Annotated in this window: 25 protein-coding genes and 1 tRNA gene; 12 read left to right on the top strand and 14 right to left on the bottom strand. The window is 33.4% G+C overall.

Translation table 11 applies throughout. The features are described 5' to 3' along the window. Window positions 1-8 precede the first annotated feature (8 nt). From ACP5QL_RS01685 to ACP5QL_RS01665, 5 genes are all read left to right on the top strand, one after another. Window positions 9-1,925: an ABC transporter substrate-binding protein gene (locus tag ACP5QL_RS01685; RefSeq protein WP_428125058.1), complete on the top strand. Its 1,917-nt coding sequence runs from the start codon at window positions 9-11 to the stop codon at window positions 1,923-1,925. 56 nt (window positions 1,926-1,981) lie between these two features. Then, on the top strand, window positions 1,982-2,656 hold the full coding sequence (locus ACP5QL_RS01680; protein ID WP_428125054.1) for a carbohydrate binding domain-containing protein: 675 nt from the start codon (window positions 1,982-1,984) through the stop codon (window positions 2,654-2,656). Between the two features lie 96 nt (window positions 2,657-2,752). Beyond that, on the top strand, window positions 2,753-3,496 hold the full coding sequence (locus ACP5QL_RS01675) for a DUF4388 domain-containing protein (protein ID WP_428125048.1): 744 nt from the start codon (window positions 2,753-2,755) through the stop codon (window positions 3,494-3,496). 29 nt (window positions 3,497-3,525) lie between these two features. Further along, window positions 3,526-4,158, top strand: coding sequence for a hypothetical protein (locus ACP5QL_RS01670; RefSeq protein WP_428125046.1), 633 nt, complete (start codon window positions 3,526-3,528; stop codon window positions 4,156-4,158). Between the two features lie 45 nt (window positions 4,159-4,203). After that, the gene (locus tag ACP5QL_RS01665) at window positions 4,204-5,379 is read left to right on the top strand and encodes an MFS transporter (RefSeq protein ID WP_012584047.1); all 1,176 of its coding nucleotides are present in this window, start codon (window positions 4,204-4,206) and stop codon (window positions 5,377-5,379) included. On the opposite strand, the gene ACP5QL_RS01660 is transcribed toward ACP5QL_RS01665, so the two are convergent. From ACP5QL_RS01660 to ACP5QL_RS01635, 6 genes are all read right to left on the bottom strand, one after another. Further along, window positions 5,371-6,057 carry an anaerobic ribonucleoside-triphosphate reductase activating protein gene (locus tag ACP5QL_RS01660; protein WP_012584046.1) on the bottom strand — a complete coding sequence of 229 codons (687 nt, stop codon included), beginning with the start codon at window positions 6,055-6,057 and terminating at the stop codon, window positions 5,371-5,373. The genes ACP5QL_RS01665 and ACP5QL_RS01660 overlap by 9 nt on opposite strands. Then, window positions 6,029-7,912, bottom strand: coding sequence for a ribonucleoside triphosphate reductase (locus tag ACP5QL_RS01655; RefSeq protein ID WP_272996459.1), 1,884 nt, complete (start codon window positions 7,910-7,912; stop codon window positions 6,029-6,031). Before ACP5QL_RS01655 ends, ACP5QL_RS01660 begins: the two co-directional genes overlap by 29 nt. Before the next feature lie 23 nt (window positions 7,913-7,935). Next, window positions 7,936-8,388: a transcriptional regulator NrdR gene (gene nrdR, locus ACP5QL_RS01650; RefSeq protein WP_012584044.1), complete on the bottom strand. Its 453-nt coding sequence runs from the start codon at window positions 8,386-8,388 to the stop codon at window positions 7,936-7,938. Window positions 8,389-8,586: 198 nt separating this feature from the next. Continuing rightward, window positions 8,587-9,693 (bottom strand): TIM barrel protein, encoded by a 1,107-nt coding sequence (locus ACP5QL_RS01645; RefSeq protein ID WP_012584043.1) that lies wholly within the window; start codon window positions 9,691-9,693, stop codon window positions 8,587-8,589. A 47-nt stretch (window positions 9,694-9,740) separates the two neighbouring features. Further along, a complete protein-coding gene (locus ACP5QL_RS01640; RefSeq protein ID WP_428125141.1) occupies window positions 9,741-9,968 on the bottom strand; it encodes a hypothetical protein in 228 nt (75 codons plus the stop codon). Window positions 9,969-10,128: 160 nt separating this feature from the next. After that, window positions 10,129-10,215: transfer RNA gene (locus ACP5QL_RS01635), tRNA-Ser, on the bottom strand. A 158-nt stretch (window positions 10,216-10,373) separates the two neighbouring features. On the opposite strand from ACP5QL_RS01635, the gene ACP5QL_RS01630 reads away from it, so the two are divergent. Then, the gene (locus tag ACP5QL_RS01630) at window positions 10,374-11,720 is read left to right on the top strand and encodes a sensor domain-containing diguanylate cyclase (protein ID WP_428125041.1); all 1,347 of its coding nucleotides are present in this window, start codon (window positions 10,374-10,376) and stop codon (window positions 11,718-11,720) included. Between the two features lie 2 nt (window positions 11,721-11,722). Here the strand turns inward: ACP5QL_RS01630 and cysS are convergent, their stop codons facing one another. Next, window positions 11,723-13,120: a cysteine--tRNA ligase gene (gene cysS / locus ACP5QL_RS01625; RefSeq protein ID WP_272996467.1), complete on the bottom strand. Its 1,398-nt coding sequence runs from the start codon at window positions 13,118-13,120 to the stop codon at window positions 11,723-11,725. Window positions 13,121-13,177: 57 nt separating this feature from the next. On the opposite strand from cysS, the gene ACP5QL_RS01620 reads away from it, so the two are divergent. Then, window positions 13,178-14,110: a D-2-hydroxyacid dehydrogenase gene (locus ACP5QL_RS01620; protein ID WP_428125038.1), complete on the top strand. Its 933-nt coding sequence runs from the start codon at window positions 13,178-13,180 to the stop codon at window positions 14,108-14,110. A 36-nt stretch (window positions 14,111-14,146) separates the two neighbouring features. Here ACP5QL_RS01620 and ACP5QL_RS01615 read toward each other — a convergent pair whose 3' ends face one another. From ACP5QL_RS01615 to ACP5QL_RS01605, 3 genes are read right to left on the bottom strand one after another with little or no spacing between them, the layout of a single operon-like run. Next, the gene (locus ACP5QL_RS01615) at window positions 14,147-14,341 is read right to left on the bottom strand and encodes a hypothetical protein (protein ID WP_012584038.1); all 195 of its coding nucleotides are present in this window, start codon (window positions 14,339-14,341) and stop codon (window positions 14,147-14,149) included. Window positions 14,342-14,389: 48 nt separating this feature from the next. Continuing rightward, complete coding sequence (locus tag ACP5QL_RS01610) at window positions 14,390-15,103, bottom strand: HAD family hydrolase (RefSeq protein WP_272996473.1); 714 nt, start codon at window positions 15,101-15,103, stop codon at window positions 14,390-14,392. Then, window positions 15,096-15,770 carry a PrsW family intramembrane metalloprotease gene (locus ACP5QL_RS01605; RefSeq protein WP_428125035.1) on the bottom strand — a complete coding sequence of 225 codons (675 nt, stop codon included), beginning with the start codon at window positions 15,768-15,770 and terminating at the stop codon, window positions 15,096-15,098. The genes ACP5QL_RS01610 and ACP5QL_RS01605 overlap by 8 nt, the downstream gene beginning before the upstream one ends. A 76-nt stretch (window positions 15,771-15,846) precedes the next feature. On the opposite strand from ACP5QL_RS01605, the gene ACP5QL_RS01600 reads away from it, so the two are divergent. The 3 genes from ACP5QL_RS01600 (at window position 15,847) to nuoF (ending at window position 19,961) form a co-directional block, all read left to right on the top strand. Continuing rightward, window positions 15,847-17,793: an HD domain-containing phosphohydrolase gene (locus ACP5QL_RS01600; RefSeq protein ID WP_428125033.1), complete on the top strand. Its 1,947-nt coding sequence runs from the start codon at window positions 15,847-15,849 to the stop codon at window positions 17,791-17,793. Window positions 17,794-17,865: 72 nt separating this feature from the next. Continuing rightward, window positions 17,866-18,327, top strand: a complete 462-nt coding sequence (gene nuoE / locus ACP5QL_RS01595) for an NADH-quinone oxidoreductase subunit NuoE (RefSeq protein WP_012584034.1) — start codon at window positions 17,866-17,868, stop codon at window positions 18,325-18,327. Further along, entirely contained in the window at window positions 18,324-19,961 is a 1,638-nt protein-coding gene (gene nuoF, locus ACP5QL_RS01590; protein ID WP_012584033.1) for an NADH-quinone oxidoreductase subunit NuoF, read from the top strand. The genes nuoE and nuoF overlap by 4 nt, the downstream gene beginning before the upstream one ends. A gap of 11 nt (window positions 19,962-19,972) precedes the next feature. On the opposite strand, the gene ACP5QL_RS01585 is transcribed toward nuoF, so the two are convergent. After that, on the bottom strand, window positions 19,973-20,842 hold the full coding sequence (locus ACP5QL_RS01585; protein WP_273334099.1) for a VIT1/CCC1 transporter family protein: 870 nt from the start codon (window positions 20,840-20,842) through the stop codon (window positions 19,973-19,975). Between the two features lie 110 nt (window positions 20,843-20,952). Between ACP5QL_RS01585 and ACP5QL_RS01580 the strand changes: the two genes are divergently transcribed. Further along, window positions 20,953-22,155 (top strand): ROK family protein, encoded by a 1,203-nt coding sequence (locus tag ACP5QL_RS01580; protein ID WP_428125027.1) that lies wholly within the window; start codon window positions 20,953-20,955, stop codon window positions 22,153-22,155. Here ACP5QL_RS01580 and ACP5QL_RS01575 read toward each other — a convergent pair whose 3' ends face one another. From ACP5QL_RS01575 to ACP5QL_RS01565, 3 genes are read right to left on the bottom strand one after another with little or no spacing between them, the layout of a single operon-like run. Continuing rightward, window positions 22,156-22,953, bottom strand: a complete 798-nt coding sequence (locus ACP5QL_RS01575) for a metal ABC transporter permease (RefSeq protein ID WP_428125024.1) — start codon at window positions 22,951-22,953, stop codon at window positions 22,156-22,158. It abuts the gene before it with no gap. After that, the gene (locus ACP5QL_RS01570; protein WP_012584029.1) at window positions 22,954-23,697 is read right to left on the bottom strand and encodes a metal ABC transporter ATP-binding protein; all 744 of its coding nucleotides are present in this window, start codon (window positions 23,695-23,697) and stop codon (window positions 22,954-22,956) included. Further along, window positions 23,681-24,514 (bottom strand): metal ABC transporter substrate-binding protein, encoded by an 834-nt coding sequence (locus ACP5QL_RS01565; RefSeq protein WP_273334096.1) that lies wholly within the window; start codon window positions 24,512-24,514, stop codon window positions 23,681-23,683. Before ACP5QL_RS01565 ends, ACP5QL_RS01570 begins: the two co-directional genes overlap by 17 nt. Window positions 24,515-24,612: 98 nt before the next feature. Here ACP5QL_RS01565 and ACP5QL_RS01560 point away from each other — a divergent pair, with 98 nt between their 5' ends. After that, window positions 24,613-25,743 carry an ROK family transcriptional regulator gene (locus ACP5QL_RS01560; protein WP_012584027.1) on the top strand — a complete coding sequence of 377 codons (1,131 nt, stop codon included), beginning with the start codon at window positions 24,613-24,615 and terminating at the stop codon, window positions 25,741-25,743. The last annotated feature ends 8 nt before the right edge of the window (window positions 25,744-25,751 follow it).

Genomic DNA, 25,751 nt, shown 5'->3' with positions numbered 1-25,751 from the left:
ATTAAGTTATGAAATATGTTAAGTTTTTGAGTATTCTTTTGATTTTCATACTAATATTCAGGAACACCATTGTAGGACAGAAAAAGTATAATGAGTCTCCTATGACTGCAGCACTTGTAAGGGAAGGGAAACTTCCACCAGTAGAACAAAGACTTCCTAAAAATCCCATTGTGGTAAAACCTTTAGAAGAGGTTGGAGTTTATGGTGGAACTCTCAGAAGAGCTTGGATGGGACCTGGAGATAGGTGGGGAATAGCAAAGATTTGTTATGATGCAAATAATCTAATGAGATGGGCATCGGACAGTAAAACTATTCTTCCATGGCTGGTAGAAAAATATACAGTCTCAAAGGATGGTAGAGTGTTTACTTTTAAATTGAGAGAAGGATTGAAGTGGTCTGATGGACATCCTATGACTACTGATGATGTAATCTTCTGGTATGAGGATGTAATAGGAAATGAGGAATTAACCCCTACATTTCCTTCTGGTTTTGTTCAAGATGGAGTTAGAGCTAAATTTATAAAAGTAGATGATTATACTTTTAGGATTGAGTTTAAGAATCCCAATCCAATGTTTATTTATACCTTCCCAACTCAGGGGTGGTTTATTGATAATTCCAAAGGTTCTTTTGCTTTCTATGCACCAAAACATTACTTAATGCAATTTCATCCTAAATATACTCCTAAGGATAAATTAGAGGCTCTTGCAAAACAAAAAGGCTTTAATAAGTGGTATGAATTGTTTCAGTTTATGATAGATTACATTCAAAACCCTGATCTACCTACCATGTCTCCATGGAAGATCGTGAGCAAGAGCCCCAATGAGCCTGTATTTGTAATGGAGAGAAATCCATATTATCCTGTGGTGGACACAGAAGGTAATCAATTGCCGTATATTGATAGGGTAGTTCATTACTTAGTAAGTGATGCAGAAATGATCAACATGAAGGCTGTAGCAGGAGAAATAGACTTCCAAGCTCGCCATATGAGATTACCTAACTACACCCTATTTATGCAAAATAAAGATAAAGGTAATTACAGAATTCTTATTTGGAGAACAGGAACAGGTGCAGATCCTGCCATATATTTGAACCAGAATGTAAAGGATCCAGTGAAGAGGAAACTCTTCCAAGATGCAAGGTTTAGACAAGCCTTATCCCTTGCAATAAATAGGGAAGAGATTAATAAGATTTTATTCTTTGGTCTTGGAGTTCCAATGCAAGCAGCTATTCCACCTGGATCAGCCTATTATGATAAGGCATGGGCACAAGCTTATGCTCAGTATGATCCAGGAAGAGCGAAGATATTACTTGATGCTATTGGGCTTAAGGTTGGAAAAGATGGATTTAGAATTGGACCTGATGGAAAGCCAATTGAGCTTATAGTAAGTTTCACTACATATCCCGGTAGTGCTAACATGAGTACCATGGAGCTTATTAAGAGTTATTGGGAAAAGATAGGAATAAAAACTATAATCAAGCAGGTAGATAGAAGCTTGTATACTACGCAATGTAATTCAGGTGATATAGAAATAGGTGTTTGGGTCATGGATAGAATGAGTAATGTGGCAATTTCTGCAGGAAGACTTCTTGGTACATGGACCGATGGACCATGGGCACCACTCTATGCAAGATGGTATTGGACAAAAGGGCAAGAGGGGGAAGAGCCAACGGGAGACATAAAGAAGATCTATGACTTGTGGGACGAATTCAATAGAACTGTTGATGCAAGAAAAAGAGATACAATTATAAGGCAAATTATAGCTTTACATAGAAAGAATATTTGGATTATTGGAACGGTAGGAGGAATTCCTCAACTTGTGATCGTAAACAATAAGTTAAGAAATGTGCCCGATGGGATACTATGGGATGATCCATATAGATCTGAGTTAAATTCCTTCCCAGAGCAGTTCTTCTTTAAGCAGTAGAAAAAGAGGAGGGGAATATATTCCCCTCCTCTTAAAACCAAAAGGAGGTGTTTAAATTGTATAAGAAGCTATACTATTTGCTTTTGGTGTTATTTTTGATCTTTGTAGTTTCCGGTTGTGCCCCTAAGGAGACAGGGATGCCTATTGCTGTTTCTCAAGAAGCTGTGAAAGAAGTAACTAAGGAAGTTCCAAATATACCTAATGCTGTTCTTATTACTACTTTTGAATCTGGAAAAGAAGAGGGATGGACTCCTAATGGAGAAGGTGTATCCATAGCTGTGGTTGATAAAGATGCGCATACAGGAAAATATAGCTTATATATTACGGGAAGAAAAGTAGGTTGGAATGGAGCTCAAATTCAACTAAAGGATCTTTTAAAACCAGGAAAGACTTACAGTATATCTTTATGGGTTAAGCACAATTCTGAATTACCTCAGCATATTGGTATCACTATGAGAAGAAGGTATGATAGTGATAGTAGTACTCAATATGATTGGATAAGCCACAATCAAGAGACCCCAGGTGGCAAATGGATAGAGCTTTCTGGAACATATCAAATACCTGCAGGAGTAAATATCCTTGATTTAGCTTTATATGTAGAAGTACCTAGTAATTCTACCCTTGATTTATATATTGACGATCTGGTAATTGTGGAAGGGAAACAGAGTTTTAGAATTACTCCAGAACTTTTTAATTTGTTTGCAAGCTATTTTAAAGACTATTTAAATTAATGTATAAATTGTGATATAATTTAAGCAAGGGGAAGGCTCTAAGATGGAGTTCTTCCCCTTCTTTATAAAAATATTATTAAGAAAGGAGAATAACTAATGAGCCTTAATGGGGATCTGAAAAGTGTCTCCTTGTGGGAGGTTTTAGAGATACTATCTTTTAGTAGGAAAACTGGTAGACTACAACTTACAAAGGATAAAAAAAAGACTGATGTTTACTTTGAGGATGGAAAAATAAAGCATATAAAGGCAGACACCTGTGAGGATGAAGATGCTATTTTGCATCTTGCTCTTTGGAAAGAAGGAAATTTTGCTTTTTATCCTGATGAAAAGGCTCCTAAAGCTAATTTAAATCTTGATCCTCTCCATATTTTGGTAGATGTATCAAAGGATATTGATTTAATAGAATATCTTGGGGATTTAGTGTTTCTCTTTGTTAATGTTGCTAATTTATCTGACGAGGAAAGACAAGTAGGAAATCTTTTTGATGGGATTAGAACAACAAAAGATATAATTTTAAATTCCCCTTATGGTGAATATAGAACCCTTAGAATAATTGAGAAATTAAGAAGAAATAAGAATCTTTTAAGAATTGATGATAATATTAATTTATTCTGGACCTATACTTTTTGGAGATACTTCATATTTACCCTTGAAAGAGAAAATGAAAGAGATTTTAGGAAGAAATGGTCCGATCAATTGAATAAATTGACTACTTATAAACTTGCTTTTGAGATACTTACGAAGGATAGAAAAGTAGAATGGTATAATGTCTATCCTTTAATTAAAGATGCTCCTTCTAATGAATATTTTAACGTAATAAAAAATGTATTTTTTTCATAGAAAATTATAGAAAACTTGAGATCAATAATGTGATTGATACTGGAAAGATTTTATTCTTATCTCAGGAATTGGATCCTTTCATGTCTAAAATCTACGTCCCTATAAAATATAGTGAAGTAATTGAAGAAAATATTGTATTGTGGTCTCTTGATGGAAAAAGGACCTTTAAAGATGTAGAGAATATTTTACCCTTTGGAGATCTTAGGAGACTTCAGTTGATAAAGTCGGTCCTTGACAAGAAGTTAGTATTGCCTTTGGGGTATAACATAAAACTTGATCTTCTGAACTATTTCTTTATGGCTTGGCAGGAGATGCTAGCAAAATTTGAAAAAATAGGCAAGAGAGAAGAGTTTGTGAAGGAGTGGGACAGATTTATCTCCGAGAGCTTATCTGATGTCAAGCATTTATTCTCTTATCTCCCATCAGAATCAAAACAGAATTTCCCATATTTTTACAGAAATATTGCCAATTCTCAAGAAGAAGAATTGAGAGCATTCTTGAAAGAAGCCCTTAAGTTAATCATAGATTTTGCCTCTAAGACTTTACCCAAAGAGGAAGTTGATAACTTAATTAACAAGATTATGGATCATGCTAAGACTTATGCATCGGACAAACTAATTGAGGCAGCCCAAAGGATACTTTCTGAGGTCTATGTAAGCTAATTGATGGTTCAATATTTTCTCTATTGGTGATAAAATTACTCTATTGTGAAGAGTAATAGGGTAAATTTTTTAACAAAAATTTTAGTGCTCTTGAGTGTTGGGGGAGTTGGGCTCTCTTTTTTTCAGGCTTTTCGTGGGTTTTCTTTGATATTTTTTATAAACAAGTTTGTTAATTCAAAATCTCAAATAGGGGTTCTACTTTCCTTAGGAAGTTTAGTGGGTATTTTTGTACCACCTTTAGTTGGATTTCTATCAGATAAACTAAAAAAGTTAATAAAAGGAAGAAAGTATCTAATAATTGTCTCTCTGTTTTTTCTTTCTTTATCTATATACTTTTTAGAGAAGACCAAAAATCTTTCAGAATTATATCTTTATTTGACTTTGACTTATATATTCTTTTATTCTGCTATTTCTTTGTATCAAGCCCTTGTTCCTGATCTTTTTAGTAAGGATTTTTTTGCAAGGGCAACAGGGGTTTTAAATTTTGCTTCACAATTTTTTCAAGGAATTTATATTTTTATTATAGTCATATCTCATGCTTCTAATTTGACTTTTACTTTACTAAAATGGAGCATTTTTTTATCCTCATTTCTTTTCTTCTTTATACCTGAAAAAGAAAATAAAAGAATTTCACAAAATTTCTCTATGGATATGAAATTCTTAAGGAGAAAATTTTGGTTTAATCTCTTTCTTTTACAGTTTTTTGTGTGGTATGGAATTTCTTCTGTAAGTTCCTTTATACTACTTTTTTTTCAAGATGTCCTTTCTGCCTCTTTAAGTGACTATATGATTATACTTGTTATTTTTGGAGTGTTGACAGCTTTGTCTACTTTTTTCTCAGGTTTTGTTGCTGATAAGTTTGCAAAGGAAAAACTTTCTGCTATGTCTCTTGCATTATTTGGAATAAGCAGTTTTTTGTTTTCCCAAACTCAAAGAATTAATATGGCTTTTATCTCCTCGGTTTTTTATGGGATAAGTCTTGGTTTTCTCACAGTTATTCCTTATAGTTTGATATTGAGCTATATTCCGAAAGATAAAGAAGGAAGTATTGTAGGGATTAACGCATTAGTGGTTTCGGTTTCTCAAGTTATTGCTTATTTAACATCAGGAGTTATGATTGATATTTTAGGTTATAGGGCTAATTTTTTACAGGGCTTAATTGCTACTATTTTAGGACTGTTAGTACTAAGGAATGTTACGAACAATAAAAAATCATCTTAACTTACCTTTTACAGTAAATGCATATTTTTCTAAAAGCTCATTAGGATAGGGATTTTTGTTCTTAAATTCATAACTTAAGGTTTTATCATTTTTAAAAGGCTGAAGAACATAAGGCACATCTTCGCCAATTGTCTTTCTTATCTCAATGAGATCTTCTTCCTCTACAATTTCAGGTACCACTGTGGTTCTTATCTCAAATCTTACGTTATTTTCTTTTAAAATTCTTAAGGATTCAAAAATATTTTTAAGATATTTACTTGTTTCCCTTTCGGAAAGTCCAATGGCTTTATGATATTTGGGAATAGAGGTTTTAAAGTCCATAGCTACATAATCTAAAAGCTTGCTTTTTATGATTTCCACAAGCATTTTTGGATTAGAGCCATTAGTATCAAGCTTTACTAAAAGTCTTCTTTTCTTAAGCTTAAAAAGGAAGGAGGGGAGATCTTCTTGAAGTGTAGGCTCCCCTCCTGTGATAACAACTCCTTTAATTAATTTTCTTCTTCGATCTATTTCTTCCAGTATAAATTCTTCTGAATATTGTCCCTTCTTTCTTTGCGATATTAACTCAGGATTATGGCAGAAGGGACATCTAAAATTGCATCCTTGTGTAAATATCACAAAACTTGGTATTCCAGGATAGTCTATTAGACTAAATCCCAGGTAACCTGAGATTTTCAATTCTTCTCCTCTCCTTTAATGTCAAGATAAAGGTCTTTCTCAACTTAAATTCTTCCTGTTTTCCTTTATTCCAGCTCTTTACGGGTCTATAGTATCCTACAACTCGAGAGTATATTTCTGTCTCTCTTCCACAAATTGGACATTTTTCATGACTTCCTCTTTGGTAACCGTGTTCTGGGCATATGCTAAAGGTAGGTGTAAGGGTAAAGTATGGGAGTCTGTAGTTTGAAGTAATTAGTTTTACTGCTTCTTTAACCATCTCTATATCTTCTAAGGCTTCTCCTAAGAATATATGGAGTACTGTTCCACCTGTATATAAACTTTGAATCTCGTCTTGATGCTCTAAGACTTCAAAAGGATCAGCGGAGTAATCTACAGGAAGTTGCGTAGAATTGGTATAGAAAGGTTCATCAGTTCCCGATGTATAGATTTCAGGATATTTGTTCTTGTCTATTCTTGCAAGTCTATAAGAAGTGCCTTCTCCAGGGGTTGCTTCTAGATTGTACAAATTATTTGTTTCTTTTTGAAATTCTATCAATTTCTCCCTCATGAATTTTAAAACTTTTATGGTAAATTCCCTTCCTGCAAGAGTTTCTATACCTTCTCCAAGGAAGTTTACACAAGCCTCATGCATTCCAATAAGTCCAATAGTGGCAAAATGATTTCCCCAATATTGTCCTGTTAGTTCATAAATTCCAGAGAGATAATATTTAGAATAAGGATACAAGTTCTTATGAGTTAGGTCTTCAATTACTTGTCTTTTAATCTCTAAACTCTCTTTTGCAAGCTCCATAAGGTAAGATAATCTTTCAAAAAATTCCTCTTCGCTCTTAGAAAGATATCCAAGTCTTGGCATATTGATGGTTACTACGCCTACACTCCCTGTTAATGGATTGGCACCAAAGAGTCCTCCTCCCCTATGTTTTAGTTCATCTACATTTTTGGTATTGTTATTCAAAGTGAAACTTAAGGCTCTTTGTCTTACCAAGGAATTGTCAAGCCTTAATCTACAACACATGGATCTTACATCTGAAGGATCCATATCCGAATTTACAAAGTTGGAGAAATAGGGTGTACCATATTTTGCTGTCATTTCCCAGATTTTCGTAAGGTTTGATTTTTCCCATGGAAAGTCTTTAGTTATGCTATAAGTAGGAATTGGAAAGGTAAATATTCTTCCATTGGCATCACCTTCTATCATTACTTCAGCAAAAGCTTCATTCAAAAGATCCATCTCTCTTTGGAATTCCCCATAGGTCGCTTCTTTTCTTTCTCCACCTATTATTACTTTTTTGTTTTTTAAATCTTCTGGTACTACAAGGTCAAAGCTTAGATTTGTAAATGGGGTTTGAAAACCTGTTCTTGTAGGTATGTTTAAGTTGAAAATAAACTCTTGCATGGCTTGTTTTACTTCTTTGTAAGTGAGACCATCATAGGCTATAAAAGGAGCAAGAAAAGTGTCAAAGTTAGAAAAGGCTATAGCTCCTGCTGCTTCTCCTTGTAAAGTGAACATAAAGTTTACTATTTGTCCTAAGGCTGTTCTAAAGTGTTTAGCAGGCTTGCTTGCTACTTTACCTTCTACTCCTCCAAAGCCTTTGAGAAGTAGGTCTTCAAGATCCCATCCTACACAATATACCGATAGAGAGCCCAAATCATGTATGTGGAAGTCACCACTTTGATGGGCTTTTGATATCTCTGGTGGGTAGATTTCTTCAAGCCAGTATTTTGCGATTAAAGAAGAATATAAATAGTAGTTTAGTCCTTGTAGAGAATATCCCATATTGGAGTTTTCATTAACTCTCCAATCTTCCCTTGTTAAATATTCTTTTATTAAGTCATTCAGATTGCTAATCATGGCTAATCCCCCTTAAGTTAAGATTATTCTTCTTTCATTTGAGATAAAAGCTTTGCAAATTCTTCTAAAGAGCTAAATTCTTGATAAACAGAAGCAAATCTCACATAAGCGACCGCATCTAGATCCTTTAGTTTCTCTAACACCATTTTTCCAATTTCTTTTGAAGTTATTTCGCTTACTCCTTGTTTTCTTATATTTGTGATGATCTCGTCAATTATAGCCTCCAATTTTTCGTTATCTATATTTCTTTTTACTACTGCTCTTTGAAGTCCAGCAAGAAGCTTATTTCTGTCAAAAGGTTCTCTTCTTCCATCTTTTTTAATAACCATGATAGGTTTTTCTTCTATCCTTTCATAGGTAGTAAATCTGTTTTTACAGTTAGGACATTCTCTTCTCCTTCTTATTACCTTCTGATCCTCAATTTCTCTAGTATCTATGACAAAAGTATCCTCATATCCACAGAATGGGCATCTCAATTTTTACCCTCCCCACTAAATATTGTGGTTATATATATACCACAACCCAACATATAGAGCAAGATGGAAAAATCAAAGAAATTAGTATTTTTTTACCTAAATTCTTTTATTTATTTGTATTTTTAGGTTTTTTTGACTATAGGTTAAAGTGAGGTTAAAAATAATGGGGGAGAAAGTCCTCCCCCATCTTTAAAGGGCTTATCTGTGATTTTCAGCAAGAATTAATTCAAGTTCGCCTCTATGGTTTTCTGGATCAAAGTAGCATTCAATGATTCTATCATGAGGTAATCTTTCAATTCTTTCATTCATAATTTGAAGAACTTTCGTATTGATCTCAATAGCCTTAACCACAGGAATTCTCTCTGGATTTATATCTATTCCAAAGTATCCTTGATACCCTACCATTTTTAGGGTGTAAAGAAGAGCCTCGGTGGAATCCCAGTCAACTACTCCTATATTTAGATCTTGGTCATAATTTCCTAAGGGTTGGCTATTCCAATGGGTATGGAATAACCTTCCTTCTCTCGCTACTCTTGCGTAGGCATAAGGAAGATCTTCAAATCCCATTCTTACATGACCTACTTCAGGATTAAGTCCTACAAGAGCATGACCTTCTTGTAAAAGTTTTAAATTTTCAGGATTCTTTAATCTTGCCTCTATGTCTCTTGCAGCTAAAATTCCATCAGCAGTAGTTCTATATATGTTATTAGGAGCAGGCTCATATGGTTTTGGTTCTATAGCTACTTGTACTCCAGGTACCTCATCCATGGCTTGTGCTACAAGTTCTTCAAAGGTATCCCACATATGATAGTATAGATGCCCATAGGAATAAGTATATCCGTCAATTCCAGGCCAAATAATACAAATATCTGCATTAGCCTCTTTCACTAATTTTAATCCATTTACTAACCTTTCATAGGCTATTTTTCTATACTTTTCATAGGGATTAGAAAGAGAGCCAAATTCAAAGATCTTATCATAGAATAGGCTCAGTGGAACCGCAACAAGTCTTATTCCTGTCTCTTTTTCTAACTGTTTATAAAGATGAAGGTTTTCTTCATTTACCTCTGCTGGATAGTGGGCTTCAATTCCTTTTACTCCATATTTTGCCATCTCAGCAGCCATTTCTATTCTTTCTGGGATACCTTTTTGTTCTACATAGGGTTCATGGAACCTACCACCACCAGGGGTAAAGTACCAAATTCCTACGGAAAATTTCAAGTCTAACTTAAAGGTTTGCATGTGTTTGAGAAGTTCTTCTTTTGATCTTCTAATTTTTTGATTACGGTGATCCACAAAAGGCATATTTTTAACCCTCCCGTTTTTTATTTTTATAACATTTTACAATAACATTAACTTTTAGGCAATCGTTTCAATAGGATTCCTAGTATGATTATCCAAATTAGAAGGATAATTACTCCTGAAATCCAATTCTTTTTCAAAGATGGATCTTGCTTTTCAATAATTTCCTCATATTTTTTCAATTTATCTTGGGGAATTAATTTATAACAAAGATATATGCCTATGGGAAGTATTATGTAATCGTCTAAATATCCAAGTATGGGAATAAAATCAGGGATAAGATCAATTGGACTTAAGGTATAACCAAGGAGTATTATGGCAGGAAATTTCTTTATAAGAGGGACAGTAGGATCTTTATAACAGTAGGATCTTTATAAAAGAGGTATAAAATTTTAAGCTTTCTCTTAATATTCTTAACTTTGTTTTTCATGTTTTAAATGGCGGAGAGGGTGGGATTCGAACCCACGAGGCATTTAGCCTACTCGCTTTCGAGGCGAGCGCCTTCGTCCGCTCGGCCACCTCTCCATGAATTATTTTAACACAAAACTTGATATTATAAATCTTATGTTATAATTTTTTCTTAGATATCAAAAAGACTGGAGGTCTTAGACATTATAAAGATAAAGAGTTTTAGATTTAGAATAACAATCTTAGCTTCTGGCGTTATATTGTTGGCTTTTCTCTTGATTTTTCTGCTTTCTTTTCATTTACTTGCTCTAAATCTAAGGGAAAGAGTGACCGAAGAAGTAGAAGCTTATAAGAGAACAATTTTATATATCATAAATAGGGAAAAGCAGATTTTAAAAAATCAAATAAAAGATTATACTTATTGGAAGGACCTTGGTGAGAATGCAGTTGTTAAAAGAGATAAGCTTTGGATTAAATCAAATATAAATCCATGGATAAAAAATACCTTAGGTTATGATGTGGTGCTTTTTACTGAGGATAGAAGAGTAATAACTTCTTCTTTTAATTTTCCGTTAAATAAGATTCCATTAAAGAGAGAGATAGAAATTTCTCTAATGGAGATAAATAAAGATTTTTATCTTTATGCTGTAGGACCTGTGTATGATGAGAATAGAAAAAAATTTTATGGTGCTTATCTTCTCTTTGCGAGGAAAGTCGATACGGAGTATATAAAAGGATTGGAAGAAATTATGGGTATAAGACTTACTTTTGTTTCTAAGGATAGCTCTAACAAAGTTAGTTTAGAAGATTATTACAAGTATCCTTATCTTCATATGGTGGTTCCTTTGGAGAATGGGATTTATGTTGTTATGGACAAGGAAGATACTTCTTTACATAAGTTTAATAAGATGATGCTAATTATTTTTGGTATATCCTTGGGGATTATTTTGATTTTGTCTATATCTCTTATAAGAGTCTTATTGAATATAACTTTTAAGCCTTTTGAAAAACTTGTGGAGGTCTCTCACAAAATAGCAAATGGCGAGTATGAGATAGAGCTTATAAAAAATAGAGATGATGAGCTTGGAGATTTTATTAAGGCATTTACATATATGATTTCCAAGATAAAAGAAAGAGAAGAAAAGTTAAAGTGGGAGAAAAGAGAAACAGAAAAATTGGCTTATTTAGACCATTTAACAGGAGTTTATAACAGAAGATTTCTTGAAGAAAGTTATGAGAATATAAAGAGAAATCATAGTTTGTTTTCTTTAGTTTTTGTTGATCTGGATAATTTTAAAAATATAAATGATAGATGGGGGCATGAATTAGGAGATAGGGTACTTGTAAATGTATCAGAGTTTTTTAAGAAAAACTTTAGGGATTATGATATCTTGGTAAGATATGGGGGAGATGAATTTTGTATTATTTTATTAAACATTGATAAGGATACTGCAGAAAAAATAGTACATAGAGTAAAGGAAAAATTTGAGATTGAAATGATGAGTTCTTTTGGATTTAATTTAAGTTTTACCTATGGCATAGCAGAATATCCTAAGGATGGAGAAGATTTGAATACTCTTTTAAAGGTAGCGGACGAGAGAATGTATAAGTATAAGGATTGATATTATTTTGTTAACGGTGTAGCTTTCTTAACCCTTGGTCCTTGAGGAGTATCTTCAATAATGTAGCCCTTATTCTTTATTTCTTCACGTATTTTGTCGGCTTTTTCCCAGTCTTTGTTTTTTCTTGCTAACTCTCTTTCTTCCACGAGTTTCCAAATTTCTTCAGGAATTTCTATCTTTATCTCTGGGGGATTATTAAGGGAAAGTCCTAAAACTTTATCAAACTGAAGAAGAGTTGCTCTCTTTACTTCGGGAGGTACCTGATCATCTTTTACTAATTCCCAAGTTATGGCAAGGGCTTTTGGCATATCTAAATCATCATTTATAGCTTTATGAAATTCCTCTTCGTATTTTTTATCATAGGAGGCATTTTCTTGAGGGTATCTCTTCATGTTTTCGTATAATCTAAATAGGGCTCTTTGGGCTGATTCTAAAGCAGTCCAAGTAAATCTTAATGGACTTCTATAATGGGCTGTGAGGCAAAAATATCTATAGGATAGAGGATGATATCCCTTTTCTTCTAAATCTGACAAGGTGATGAAATTGCCCTCGGATTTTCCCATTCTTTTTTCACCCATTACAAGGAACTCTCCGTGAAGCCAATATTTTGCCATAGGTTTGTCGTAGGCTGCTTCTGATTGAGCAATTTCATTAGTATGATGTATAGGGATATGGTCTATACCACCACAATGAATATCAAAAGGTTGTCCTAAATATTTTGTGGACATAGCAGAGCACTCAATATGCCATCCAGGAAATCCTATGCCCCATGGAGAGTCCCACTCCATTTGTCTTTTTACATCTTTTGGAGAAAACTTCCATAAAGCAAAGTCTGTAGGATTTTTCTTCTCGGGATTGTATTCTACTCTTGCCCCAGGAAGAAGATTTTCTAAGTCTTGTCCTGCTAATTTTCCATAATCAGGAACTTTTGAAGTATCAAAATAAATTCCGTCAGAAGTTTTATAAGTGTAGCCCTTCTTTTCTAAAATAAGTATTAAATCAATAAAATCTTTGATGTGATCAGTAGCCTTACACCATATATCAGGTTCAAGAATATTTAATTTTTTAATATCTCTTTTAAAGGCTTCAGTATAAAATTCTGCTATTTCCCAAGCGGTTCTTCTTTCTTTTTTAGCCTCTCTTTCTATTTTATCTTCTCCTTCGTCGGCATCAGAGGTAAGATGCCCTACATCGGTAATGTTCATCACATGTTTTACTATATAACCATTATATAATAATACTCTCTTTAATATATCCTCAAAAATATAAGTCCTCAGATTTCCTATATGGGCATAGTTATATACTGTGGGACCACAGGTATACATCCCCACATAGGGCGGATTTAAAGGTTCAAATTTCTCTTTTCTTCTTGTTAGTGTATTATATAAGTAAAGTTCCATAGTGAATAAGATTATAACATAATATAACAAGAAATTTCAAAGGGAGGAAATGTGAAAATGAAAGTATATATAGCTTACCCTTTAAAAGAAGAATATTTAGAACGGATAAAAGAGGCAAGAAATGATGTTGAGATTGTGGAAAATATTGAAGAAGCTGAGGTGTTTTTAGGGGGACATATCTCTAAGGATGATCTTAAAAAGGCAAAAAATCTTAAATGGATTCAATCTTCCTCAGCAGGTATTGATAATCTTCTTTTTGAAGAACTTCTTAATTCAGACATAATTATAACTACTGCAAGTGGTGTTCATCCTAAACCAATTGCCGAACATGTGTTTGCTCTTTTACTTTCTTGGACCAGGAGAATAAATATAGCTCTTAGGGGAAAATTTGAGAGGAAATGGAATAGAGATGAGATAAAATGGTGTGAGGAACTTACAGGAAAGACCATGGGGATAATAGGCTATGGGAAAATAGGTCAAGAGATAGGAAGAATCGCAAAGAGTTTTGGTATGAAAGTTATAGGAGTAAAAAGAGATATAAATCAAAAGGATGATATGGTTTTTCTCCCTGACGAGCTTTTTTCCTATAAGGATTTACATGAAGTGTTGAGAAGATCAGATATTATTGTTTTAGTTTTACCTTTAACTTCTGAGACAAAGGATTTAATAGGTGAAGAGGAATTTAAAGTGATGAAGAAAGATGCCATCTTTATTAATGTAGGAAGAGGGAAGACAGTAAAAGAAGATGCTCTTGTAAAGGCATTAGAAAATGGGCAGATTCAGTGTGCTCTTCTTGATGTGTTTTATGAAGAACCTTTACCAGAAGAAAGTCCATTATGGAATCTTGAGAATGTAATTATAACTCCTCATATAGCAGGAATGACCCCTTATTACGATGGTAGGCTTGTAGAGATATTTATTCATAATTTAAAAAATTATCCTAAGATTAGTAGAATGCTGAATGTGGTAGATAAAAGCTTAGGATATTAAAAATCATGGGAGGGGTTTTCCCCTCCCATTAAATTTTTATTCTTTTTTAGAGAGTTGATCTTTTAACTCTGAATATCCAAAAATGATTAATATTATCCCTAAGAATAAAAGAAATATTGGAACTACTGCCATGAGAGCCTTAACAAAATAAGACCACCAGATTATTAGGCCCCAAATTCCAAGAATTATGGAAGCAAGTCCAAAAAGAATTATTAGGATCTTACTTATCATTTTTGCACCTCCCAAAACCTCAAGGATACTATATTATAACACCTTACTTTATTTAGATAGTAGAGGAAGGAGCTCAAAAAGATCTTTAAGATCTCCCATAAAATCAGGCTTATGATCAAGATTTAAGATGAGATTATTGTGAGGGGTGTATAAAAAGGTTAAGATTCCTAATTTGGAGGCTGAAAGGTCCTCTTTTATATCATTTCCTACCATGAGAGTTTTCTCTGGAGTTACATTTATCCTTTCTAAGATCTCTTTATAATATTCTAAGTTCGGTTTACAGGAGTGCATTACCTCCATGGAAGTTATCAAATCATAGGGATAGTTAATAAGATTAGCCCATTTAAGTCTTTCTTTTATGGCTATAAGGGGAAATACCGCATTAGTAGCAATCACTACTTTTAATCCTAATTCAAAGGATTTCTCAACGACCTCTTTAGCATAGGAATTTGCTCTTGCTTGGGAGAGTTCTTTTAAAAGAGGAAATTTTTTTGAGTAAAAATCCATAAAGAAATCTTCCATGTATTTTCTATCTTTTCCTGTAAGCTTTGTAAACTCTTCCCAGAATACATCATAGTTGGTTTTTGGTCCCTTATTTGCGAGCATCTTTTCAATGGCAAAATTTAGATTTTTAAAAAGATCTTTCTCATCTCCTATCTTTTTGAATTCTTCCATTAGAAGGGAAAAATAATTCTTCATAAATAAATCAAAATTGTTCATAAGAAGGGTGCCATCAAGATCAAAAAGAATTGCTTTAAGCATGTTCTTCCTCCGATTTAAAGATAATAAGCTTTTGGCCTTTTTTCCATATCCACCTTCCTACCCCATAGACTATGGGCAATATAAGAATTGATAAGTACCATTTTGGAGTAATAATTAAAAAATCATATAAGGCATGCCAAAATACAGGATAATAAAGAGCTTGGAGTAGATGCTTTTCAGGATTTGCTCCAAACTTAGCGAGTCCAAAAGAATATCCCATAAATAAGGAAAAAACAAAGTGAGCAGGTACCGCAAGAAAGGCTCTTGTAATTCCTACAAAATATCCTCCCGAAATTACATAAAAGAAGTTCTCAATAGTAGCAAAACCCATTCCTACCATTACTGAGTATACTATGCCATCAAAGGGCTCATCAAATTCCTCTTTTGGATATATATACTTATATATCACATAATACTTTGTTCCTTCCTCTATAATGGCAATGCCTAAAAGGGAATAAAGAAAGAGTGAAACAAAATCACTATTAAAATTAAAAGGAATGATAGATTCCATAATGAGCTCAAAAATAGCAGCAGGAAAGGAAATAATTACTCCAAGGATGAAGGACCAAAGAATCAATTTTGATGGTTCTTTGTTCCATTTATCTTTATTATATACATACCACGCTATAGAGATCCCAGGAGCGAGAGCTAAAATTATAAGTCCCATTTTTTGCAAATCCTTTTTCTTTTTGGTATAGTATAGCATAAATCTTGATATAATTAATTTAAAGAGGTATTAAGGTATGATTATGAAGTTTAGAAATATACTGTTATCAATCTTAATATTTCTTCTTATAAATCTACAGGTTAATGCTCAAAATTCCTTAAAGATTATTGTTGATAAAGATTATCCCCCCTTCACTTTCATAGATGAAAAGGGAAATTTGATAGGAATATCAGTGGATTTTTGGAAAATATGGAGTGAAAGAATGGGAATAAAGGTGGAACTTTTTCCTATGGAATGGGAAAAAGCTCAAAGGGCGCTTCTTGAAGGGAAGTTTGATGCTATTGATACTATCTTTGAGACTCCTGAAAGAGAAAAATACTTAATTTTCTCAAAGCCTATTTTTAAAATTACTTCAAGCATATATTATAAAACTGAAATACCTAAGATCTCTTCTCTAAAGGATTTAACTCCATATCTGGTTGGTGTGGAAAGAGGAGATGCTTTGATAGAAGTTGCTTTAAAGGAGAACCCATATATCAGCTTTAAATTCTTTGATGATTACTCTGAGATTGTAGAATCTGCTAAAAAGGGTGAGATAAAGGTCTTTCTCATGGATGATATACCTGCGAGTTATTATCTTATTAAGCACGACCTTTTGTATAAATTTAGTAAGGGACCTGTTATTACTACTAATTATCTTCATGTAGCAGCCCTTAAAAACAAAGGTTGGGTTATAGCTCTAATAGATCAGGGTATTGATAGAATTGCCAAAAGAGAGTTGGAAGAATTAACAGAAAAATATTTAATCTCCGAAGAGAGAGGAAAAACCTTAATTGAAAGATATGTGTATCCTATATTAATTTCTATTTCTCTTATTGGTTTTTTAATATTTCTCTATAGTAGGCTGCTTTCTTATGAAATAAAAAGGACAAGGAAAAAACTTGAAGATTCCGTAGAGAGATTCTGGAGTTTTTTTATGGGAATATCAGAGATGTCAAATTTGACTTTAAAAGATGAAGAGTTCTTAAGAAAGGTTCTTGAGGTGGTCATTGAACTTGTTCCTAAAGCAATGTATGGAAGCATATTTTTAAAAGAAGAAAACAATTTTAAACTAATAGCTACCATAGGACATGAGAAAAGTTTAGAAGGATTGATCTTGGATGAAGGAAATTACATAGGCTCTGAAAAACCAATTGTGGTTAAGGAGCTTTTAAAAATTGAGAGAAGAAATGAGAAATTAAGAGAGACCCTATTAAAATATAGTAAACCTATAAAAGAATCTTTAATTGTACCTTTAAAATGGAATAATAATTTATGGGGATATTTCTGCCTTGATATTCCTGAGGATAGTAAGGAAAATTTTGATGAATTTGATATAAAACTGATAGAAAAGTTTACAAATACCATATCAATTTTTTATTTTTTTAGGAGCTATTTAAAGGAGAGAGAAATTTATTTAACAAAATTAATTACTGTTTTAGTGAAAACTCTGGAGTATTATGATAGATATACTCAGGGACATTCAGAAAGGGTAGCAAGGTATGCGGTGAAGATAGCCGAGAGGATTGGTCTTGATAGGGAGAGAATTAAAAGGGTTTATTGGGCTTCCCTTGTTCATGATATTGGAAAAATTTACATTCCTCAGAACCTTCTTAATAAGAATGGCAGGTTTACAGAGGACGAGTACGAATTTGTAAAAATACATCCTGTAAAAAGTGAAGAAATTCTTTCTCAAGTGGAAGAGTTGAAGGATCTGGGAAAAATAGTTAGGCATCATCATGAGAGGTGGGACGGAAAAGGATACCCTGATGGGCTTTCAGGAGAAAATATTCCCCTTGAGTCAAGGATAATTGCTGTTGCTGATGCTTTTGAGGCTATGACTGCAGAAAGGCCATATAAAAGGGCTTTAAGTTTAAAAGAAGCAATTCAAGAGATAGAGAAAAATAAAGGTACCCAGTTTGATCCTTTTTTAGCAGAAATAATGATTGGGATTATCAAGGAAGAGGTTGAAGAAAAATCTTGACAGAGTAAATCGTTATTTTTTACACTATTTAAAAGATAAAAAAAGATTTATAATTTGGGGGGGGCTTAAAAAATGAAAACTCGACAGGAAATCTTAGAGTCCTTTCCTAGGGATCCAGACTATATTATTGAGATTCTCCATGAACTGCAAAATAACAATCCTTACAATTATCTTACCCCAGAAGATATAAAAGCCTGTGCGGAGTATTTGGAGCTTCCTGTAAGTTATGTGGAAGGAGTTGCATCCTTTTATTCCATGTTTAGCTTAAAACCCAGAGGAAGATATGTAATAAGACTTTGTGACTCTCCTCCATGTCACTTAGTGGGATCAGAGTCTCTACTTGAGTATTTAGAGAGAAAATTAAATATTAAAGTTGGAGAGACGACCGAAGATAGGGTATTTACTTTAGAAGTTACCAGCTGTCTTGGGGTATGTGCTGTGGCTCCTGCCATGATGATTAATGATGAGGTGTATGGTAATCTTACCTTTGAAAAGATAGACAAAATCTTAGAGGAAAAGAGGGGGAATTTATGAGTATAGCGAGAAGCCATGTGCTTATATCTATAGACGCTAATACTCTCCTTGCGGGAGCAAAAGAGGTGGAAGAAGCGTTAATAAGAGAACTTAAGCAAAGGGGATTAGATAAAGAGATAGCAGTTATTGAAACAGGACCCTTGGGAATTATTGGTAAAGGTGTGGTTATGGTGGTTTATCCTGAGGGAATTTATTATGGAAATGTAAAATTAGAAGATGTACCAGAGCTCGTAGAAGAGCATTTTATTAAAGGAAGGCCCTTAAAGAGACTTATGATTGAAGGAGTGTCTATGCCAACTTTAGTAACCAAAGAAGAGATTGGGCTCACACGAAGGCAAGTAAGAATAGTATTGAGGAATAGTGGAGTTATAAATCCTGAGAGTATTGAAGAGTATATTGCAAATGGTGGATTTGAAGGACTTTCAAAGGCTCTTTCAGAGATGACCCCTGAAGATGTTATAAAAGAGATAAAAGAATCAGGACTTAGAGGTAGAGGTGGGGCAGGGTTTCCTGCAGGGCTAAAGTGGGAGTTTACTTATAAAATACCATCTGACGAAAAATATGTTGTATGTAATGCTGATGAGGGTGAGCCTGGAACTTTTAAGGATAGATTGATTCTTGAAGGTGATCCTTTTAGAATCGTGGAGGCGATGACCATAGCAGGTTATGCTGTGGGAGCTAAAAAGGGTTATATCTATATAAGGGGGGAGTATAAGCTTTCCATTGAGAGAATGCAAAAAGCCATAAATACAGCAAGAGAATATGGACTCTTAGGAGAGAACATATTGGGCACTAATTTTTCCTTTGATATAGAGGTAAGAAAAGGAGCAGGCGCTTATATTTGTGGAGAAGAGACAGCTTTAATTGAGTCCTTAGAAGGTAAAAGGGGCATTCCTCGCATAAAGCCTCCTTATCCCGTATCTCAAGGCTTGAGAAATAAGCCTACGGTAGTTAATAATGTGGAAACTTTGGCAAATGTGCCTGATATTATAAGGAATGGGGCTAAATGGTTTAGGCAGTTTGGAACGGAAAAGTGTCCAGGTACAAAAGTTTATACCATTCTTGGTGATGTGGTCAATGCAGGACTGATTGAGGTGGAAATGGGGACTCCTTTAAGAGACATTATCTTCCAATATGGCGGTGGAATTAAGAATGGTGGAAAATTTAAGTGTGCATTAGTAGGAGGAGCTGCAGGAGCTTTTTTAGGGGAAGAGATGCTTGATGTAAAAATGGATTTTGAAAATCTTAAGGAATATAAGGCGGTTCTTGGTTCTGGAGCTATTTTAGTGATGAGCGATGGGGCTTGTATTGTGGATATGCTTAAGAGTATTTTGAGGTTCTTTAAACATGAGTCCTGTGGCAGATGTACCCCTTGTAGAGTAGGTACTAAGAGACTTGTGGAGATAATTGAAAGATTTGCGTCTCTTGAAGGGACAGAAGAGGATTTGGATGAGATGGTTAATATAAGTTTAGTTATGAAAGATACCTCTTTTTGTCCCTTAGGGCAATCGGTTTATCTTCCTGTAAGTTCTGCAGTTAAGTATTTCAGAGAAGAATTTGTTTCTCACTTTAAGGATAAATATTGTGTTAGTGGAAGGTGTAAACCAAGATTAAGTTTAGTAGGGGAAGCATAGGCTTCCCCTTTTTAATCTAAATTTATCCCAAGAACTCTTTTGATGATTAATCCAATAGCAAAACTTATAAAGGATACTGAGAATATTATGATGGACATTTCGACAAATCTTTTCTTAAAATCTAAGTCTTTTGCCACTGAAATATAGTAATTAAAAATCAACACTAATAGTATGGAAGAAACTAAAGCCAATACAAGAGACAAGGCATAGTTAGGTGTGAGTAAGTAAGGAAAAATCAATATTATTACTGTTATGATATAGGTTATGCCTGTAATAATAGCTGCTTTTAGAGGGTTTCTCTCAGAACTTTCAGCTTTAGTAGATAAATACTCTGATCCAGCCATGGAAAGAGCCGCTGAAATTCCGGTAACAAGTCCTGAAAGAGATATAAGTTTATTGTTTTGAAAGGCAAAAGTTAAGCCTGCCAAAGTTCCAGTCAATTCTACCAATGCATCAGAAAGACCTAAGACTATAGATCCCACATAATGTAATCTCTCTTCGTCGAGGATTTCTAATAGTTTTTGCTCATGAGTTTTTTCTTCTTCTATGATTTTGTTTATATTGGGGAGAGAAGATAGAAGATCGCTGTAACCTTCTATAGCTCTATCTTCTCCCCTTTCCATAAGTTTTGTAGTGAAAGTGAATCCCAATATTTTGGTAAGGAATAAAGTAAGGAAAATCTTTATTTTATCTGGTTTTAAATCTTTCTTGGTATAATTTTTAAGTTGATTGAAATGCTTTAATTCATCCTCAGCAATTTCTAAAAAGATTTTCTTATTCCTCTCGTCTCTTTCCCACTCAGAGAGCTTTTTGTATACAAAGTATTCAGTGATCTCGTTTTTTTGCATTTTTTCAAGAATCATAATTAATTTCTTGTCCATGTTTCTCCTCTTTTGTATTTTTTATATATTATACAATTGACTTTGATTTTATGTTAATAATATAATTTTTTAGTACTAAAAAAAATTATGAGTATTTGGAGGTAGGAGAATTGAAGCCGGTAAATATTAAAAGTATGAGAATGACAAATGTTTCTCTTGTTTTGGATACTATAAGGAGAATGGGACCTATCTCCCGTTATGATATTTCTAAGATTACAAAATTAAGTCCTTCAGCTGTTTCTAGTATTGTGGAAAATTTAATAAATGTGGGCATAGTTAAAGAGACCCCTGCTAAAGTCACTAAGGTAGGAAGAAGACCTATAGAACTTACTTTAAATGAAACAGGATATTACCCTATAGGTATAGAGATTGAAAAAGACAAAATAACAGGAATACTTATGGCTCTTTCTGGGAAGATTTTAAAAAGCAAGGTAATAAATTTAAATACTACTGATGTAAACGAGGTCCTGGTTAGTGTGGTGAATGTTTATAGATCTCTTATAGAAGATGTGAATAAAGAGGAGATAATTGGAGTAGGGGTTGCAGTTCCAGGAACCATAAATAGAAAAGAAGGGGTATGTATTTTTTCTCCAAATCTTGGTTGGAGAAATATAAACATAAAAGAGTATTTAGGACAATATATTAAAGATTATCCCCTTTTTATTGAGCATATAATAAAGGCAGTTACCTATGGAGAGATGTGGTATGGAGCAGGGATTGGAAAGGATAATATCATATGTGTAAGGGTTGGAAGTGGCGTGAGTGCGGGTTTTGTACTTGATGGAAAGTTGTACAGAGGTCCTAATGATAGAGCTGGAGAGTTTGGACACACAGTAATAGAAAGAAATGGCAAAAAATGTAAATGTGGTAGTTATGGATGTTTGGAAACTTATGTCTCTACCCAAGTTCTATATGAAAAGGTTTTTGAAGGTATACAAAAAAATGCGTATACCAAGGTAAATATTGAAAATAAAACAAAAGATGAAATATTAGATGAGATAATAGAGGCAGGAAAAAGTGGGGATAGATTTATTTTAAATATTTTTGAGGAGATGGGAACCTATTTGGGGATTGGCATAGCTAATCTTATAAATCTTTTTAATCCAGAAATAATCATAATTGCAGGGGGATTGTCTAAGGCGGGAGAACTCCTTTTAGAACCTGTAAGAAGGATTGTTAATCTTCATGCTTTTCCACCTATACCTGAGATCATGGTTACTAAACTTGGAGCATTGACAGGTCCCATAGGGGCAGCATCAGAGGTAATTGAAGAGACTTTACTTAAAAAAATCTTTGAGAAAACAGAGGAGTAATTAATAATTCTTTTTTATAAAGAGTGAGATAAGGAAGAACGTTGTAGCTATCATTACAATAGTAGAGCCTGTAGGAATATTGAAGTAATAAGAAAGAATTAGTCCAAGAGTAATGAAAATTAAATTAAGAAGAATTGTGAATAAGATTGATTTTTTAATGTCCTTAACAAAGGGAATAATAGTTGCAGCAGGTATTATAATAAGAGCTGAGGATAAAATAATTCCTACTAATTTGCTTATAAGGACAATAGAGATTCCAGTGAGCATAAGGATCCATCTCTCAATTTTAAAAACCTTAATTCCTGATGCTTCTGCTGTCTCCTTATCAAAGAGTATAAATATGATCTTCCAATAATTTTTAACAAAGAATATTAAAGTTATGGCTGTGAGAAGTAATGTCAATATAATATCCTCTTCTTTTACCGAGAGAATGCTTCCAAAGAGAAAACTAAAAAGGTCAGTAGTATAGCCCTTATGAAATGAAAGTAAGAGAGCACCAAGTGCCATAGATGAGGAGTAAAATATCCCTACAGGAATTTCCTGTTTTAAATTAGATCTTTTCACAATGTGGGGTATGCTCCATATTAAAAAAAGAGTGAAAAGGATAGCGGTTAAAGTCATATTTATTCCTAAAAGATAGCCAATGGCAAGTCCTCCGAAAACTGCGTGGCTTATTCCTGCACTCATAAAAGTCATTCCACGATAAATCAAATAAATTCCTATTATGCTCGAGAGTATACTTATTAAAACTCCTGTAATGAGAGCTCTTTGGGTAAAGGTATGAGTAAGGATCTCCATTTACTCCTCCTTATGGGTAAGAAATAGGAAGTTTTCTCCATAAAGCTCTTTTAAAGTACCATGTATTGCTATTTCCTCGGGGCAACCATGAAGATAAAGTTTTCTATTTAGACAAGCTAATTTATCTACCTCTTTAGTGATTATACCAATATCATGGGATACCAAGATAACTGATGTATTTTGTTTTTTAAAGTTTCTCAGCAAGGTGTAAAATTTATTTTGGGTGCTAATATCTACTCCCACCGTAGGCTCATCAAGGATTAATAATTTAGGTTCTTGAGCAAGGGCTCTTGCAATAAGTACCCTTTGCTGTTGTCCTCCTGAAAGCTCCCCGTAGATTTTATTCTCTATATCTTTTATCTCCATTTCCTCCATAACCCTATCAATTAAATCAAAATCATAGGCAGTTAATTTTTGCCAATTATTCGCCACCCTTCTTCCTAAGGCTACGATTTCTTTAACTTTTAGGGGTAAATATTTTTCTAAATCAGGCTTTTGAGGTACGTAGCCTATCCATTTTTTCTCTTCATTTAAGAATTGTACATCTTTATTGAAAACTTTTACTGTTCCCTTTAATGGTTTAATTATCCCTACAATAATTTTTAGTAAAGTAGACTTTCCTGCACCATTGGGACCGATTATACCTAAAAATTCTCCTTCTAAAAGGTGCAAATTTATGTTCTCAAGTATAAGCTCATGGTTATAGCTATGATATAGATTTTTTATCTCAAGGATTTTGTTCATTAAAGATCACCTTTAGTATAATTACATTTTCTTTAATCAAGCTAAAATAATCTTTATTATATCCTAAAGGATCCATATCCACCAATTTTACTCCTGTCTCTTTTTGTATTGTTTCCAATGTGGGATTATTCACAAAGGGCTCTTTAACAATATATTTTATGTTCTCCCTTTTTATAATCTCAATTATCCCTAAGATCTTTTTAAGGGATGGCTCTTTCCCTTCACCTTCTTCTATATATGATAGGACCTCTATATTATATCTTTTAAAGAAGTAGTAAAAGGAAGGATGATAAGCTATTATTTTCTTATTTTTGAAAGTAGAAAGTTCTTTTATAATATATTTGTGTAGTTCATCTATTTTCTTGTTAAAATCGTTTAGGTTTTTTAGGTAATAGCCTTTATTTGAAGGATCAAGAGTTGAAATTTTATTATAGATTATCTTTGCCATGTCTTTTACCAATATAGGGTCAAGCCAGAAATGAGGATTGGATTCCCTAACTTTCAAGTAATCCGAGATTACTAAAACATCTTTTTTAGTAGAATCGGCAAGTTTTTTTGCCCAAATATCCACGTCCTTCCCATTGATGATTACGAGTTTCGCCTTTTCTATTTCTCTCATGGTTTCTGAAGTGGGTTCAAAGAGATGAGGGTTAGTGTTAGATGGTAATAAAATGGAGATATTCCATAATTTTCCTACAATGTACTTGGTAATGCTACCAATGGGATATATGGAAACTGCAAGATTTTTCTCTTGAGGATAGGACATGGAGAGTATAAGAAAAACTATAATTAGGAGTTTCCATATTTTGTTCTTCATTTCTTTCCACCTCCCATTTTTGTGTTCTAATTATATCACAATAGAAATTTGTGTTAAAATTTATAAAATAAAAATAAAATAAAGTGAGGTTTGATATTATGAGAGAGGGAAGAAAACCAGAATATATAGGCTTATACAATAAAAATCTTGTTCTTGAGATTCTTATAAAAATAGGTCCCAAATCTAGGGCAGAACTCGCAAGAATATCTAAGTTGACAAAGACGGCCATATCTGAGATTGTAGACGAGCTCATTGAAAAAAATATTCTTATAGAGGTAGGAAAGGTTGAAACTTCAAGGGGTAGGAGACCTACTAAATTGACCATTAATCCTGAGTTAAAGGTTTTAGCGATTGATTTAAGTGGATTAGAGGGAAGAGTAGGAGTTGTCAATGCTAATGGAAAAATTGAAGAAGATAGGTATCATCCTATAGAGAAGAAAGAGGATCTCTTTCAACTCATAGATCCTTTGCTTATAAAATACAAAAATAATGTAGTAGCTATTTCTCTTTCGGTTCCCGGTATTATTGATAAATATAATGGAGAAGTAATTCTCTCTGTAGGTTTAAACTGGAAAAACTTTAAATTAAAAGAATTTTTGAAAGAAAAATATCCTAATTATCCTATTTACATGGAGAAAGATACAAATTCTGGACTCCTTTCAGAACTTTGGTTTGGTGAAGGTAAAAATTTCAATATTCTCTTTTATCTCTTGTTTGAAAAAGGCATAGGACTTGGGATTTACTATAAAGGGAATATTATTGAAGGCTTTAATAATATTGAAGGGGAGATTGGACATACTATAGTAAGTAAGGAAATAGGAGAAAAATGTTGGTGTGGAAATAAAGGATGTCTTGAGAGTATTGCTTCAATTCCAAAGATTCAGGAAAAGATATTGGATTTGGGAAGTTTAGAGAAGGCACTCATAAATTATATCCAAGATAACAAAAACTCTGTCTTGCAAGAAATCTTTGAATTTCTCGGAATTTCTTTAGCAAATACTATACATATTCTTGCACCTGAAGCCATATGTATCTCTGGTAATAGGGGTATGACAAAGGATATCTTAAATCTTTTTACTAAAATTCTTAAAGACAAAGTTGATAAATATGTCTTTGAATATTTAAAAGATAAGATATATTTCTATACATCACCCTTGGGAAATGATGGGCTTCTTATTGGAGCAGGTATATTAGGTTTTATAAACTACTTTAGAGAATTACTAAAATAAGATTTATT

The sequence above is a fragment of the Dictyoglomus sp. genome, from assembly GCF_049968615.1.
GTDB classification, from domain to species: domain Bacteria; phylum Dictyoglomota; class Dictyoglomia; order Dictyoglomales; family Dictyoglomaceae; genus Dictyoglomus; species Dictyoglomus turgidum.
Note: the sequence above shows the minus strand (reverse complement) of the source record. Positions and strands in the feature narration are given on the sequence as shown.

Coding starts and splice junctions, on each gene's coding strand:
- ACP5QL_RS01610 (WP_272996473.1), bottom strand. CDS start 15,103: ATGCTTAAAGCAATTCTTTTTGATCTTGATGGCACCCTTCTTATGAAC.
- ACP5QL_RS01615 (WP_012584038.1), bottom strand. CDS start 14,341: ATGATAAGTAAGATCCTAATAATTCTTTTTGGACTTGCTTCCATAATT.
- ACP5QL_RS01560 (WP_012584027.1), top strand. CDS start 24,613: ATGAGAGAGGGAAGAAAACCAGAATATATAGGCTTATACAATAAAAAT.
- ACP5QL_RS01565 (WP_273334096.1), bottom strand. CDS start 24,514: ATGAAGAACAAAATATGGAAACTCCTAATTATAGTTTTTCTTATACTC.
- ACP5QL_RS01605 (WP_428125035.1), bottom strand. CDS start 15,770: ATGGGACTTATAATTTTAGCTCTCGCTCCTGGGATCTCTATAGCGTGG.
- ACP5QL_RS01675 (WP_428125048.1), top strand. CDS start 2,753: ATGAGCCTTAATGGGGATCTGAAAAGTGTCTCCTTGTGGGAGGTTTTA.
- cysS (WP_272996467.1), bottom strand. CDS start 13,120: ATGGAACTTTACTTATATAATACACTAACAAGAAGAAAAGAGAAATTT.
- nuoE (WP_012584034.1), top strand. CDS start 17,866: ATGAAAACTCGACAGGAAATCTTAGAGTCCTTTCCTAGGGATCCAGAC.
- ACP5QL_RS01645 (WP_012584043.1), bottom strand. CDS start 9,693: ATGCCTTTTGTGGATCACCGTAATCAAAAAATTAGAAGATCAAAAGAA.
- ACP5QL_RS01620 (WP_428125038.1), top strand. CDS start 13,178: ATGAAAGTATATATAGCTTACCCTTTAAAAGAAGAATATTTAGAACGG.
- ACP5QL_RS01570 (WP_012584029.1), bottom strand. CDS start 23,697: ATGAACAAAATCCTTGAGATAAAAAATCTATATCATAGCTATAACCAT.
- ACP5QL_RS01575 (WP_428125024.1), bottom strand. CDS start 22,953: ATGGAGATCCTTACTCATACCTTTACCCAAAGAGCTCTCATTACAGGA.
- ACP5QL_RS01655 (WP_272996459.1), bottom strand. CDS start 7,912: ATGATTAGCAATCTGAATGACTTAATAAAAGAATATTTAACAAGGGAA.
- ACP5QL_RS01585 (WP_273334099.1), bottom strand. CDS start 20,842: ATGGACAAGAAATTAATTATGATTCTTGAAAAAATGCAAAAAAACGAG.
- ACP5QL_RS01685 (WP_428125058.1), top strand. CDS start 9: ATGAAATATGTTAAGTTTTTGAGTATTCTTTTGATTTTCATACTAATA.
- nuoF (WP_012584033.1), top strand. CDS start 18,324: ATGAGTATAGCGAGAAGCCATGTGCTTATATCTATAGACGCTAATACT.
- ACP5QL_RS01600 (WP_428125033.1), top strand. CDS start 15,847: ATGATTATGAAGTTTAGAAATATACTGTTATCAATCTTAATATTTCTT.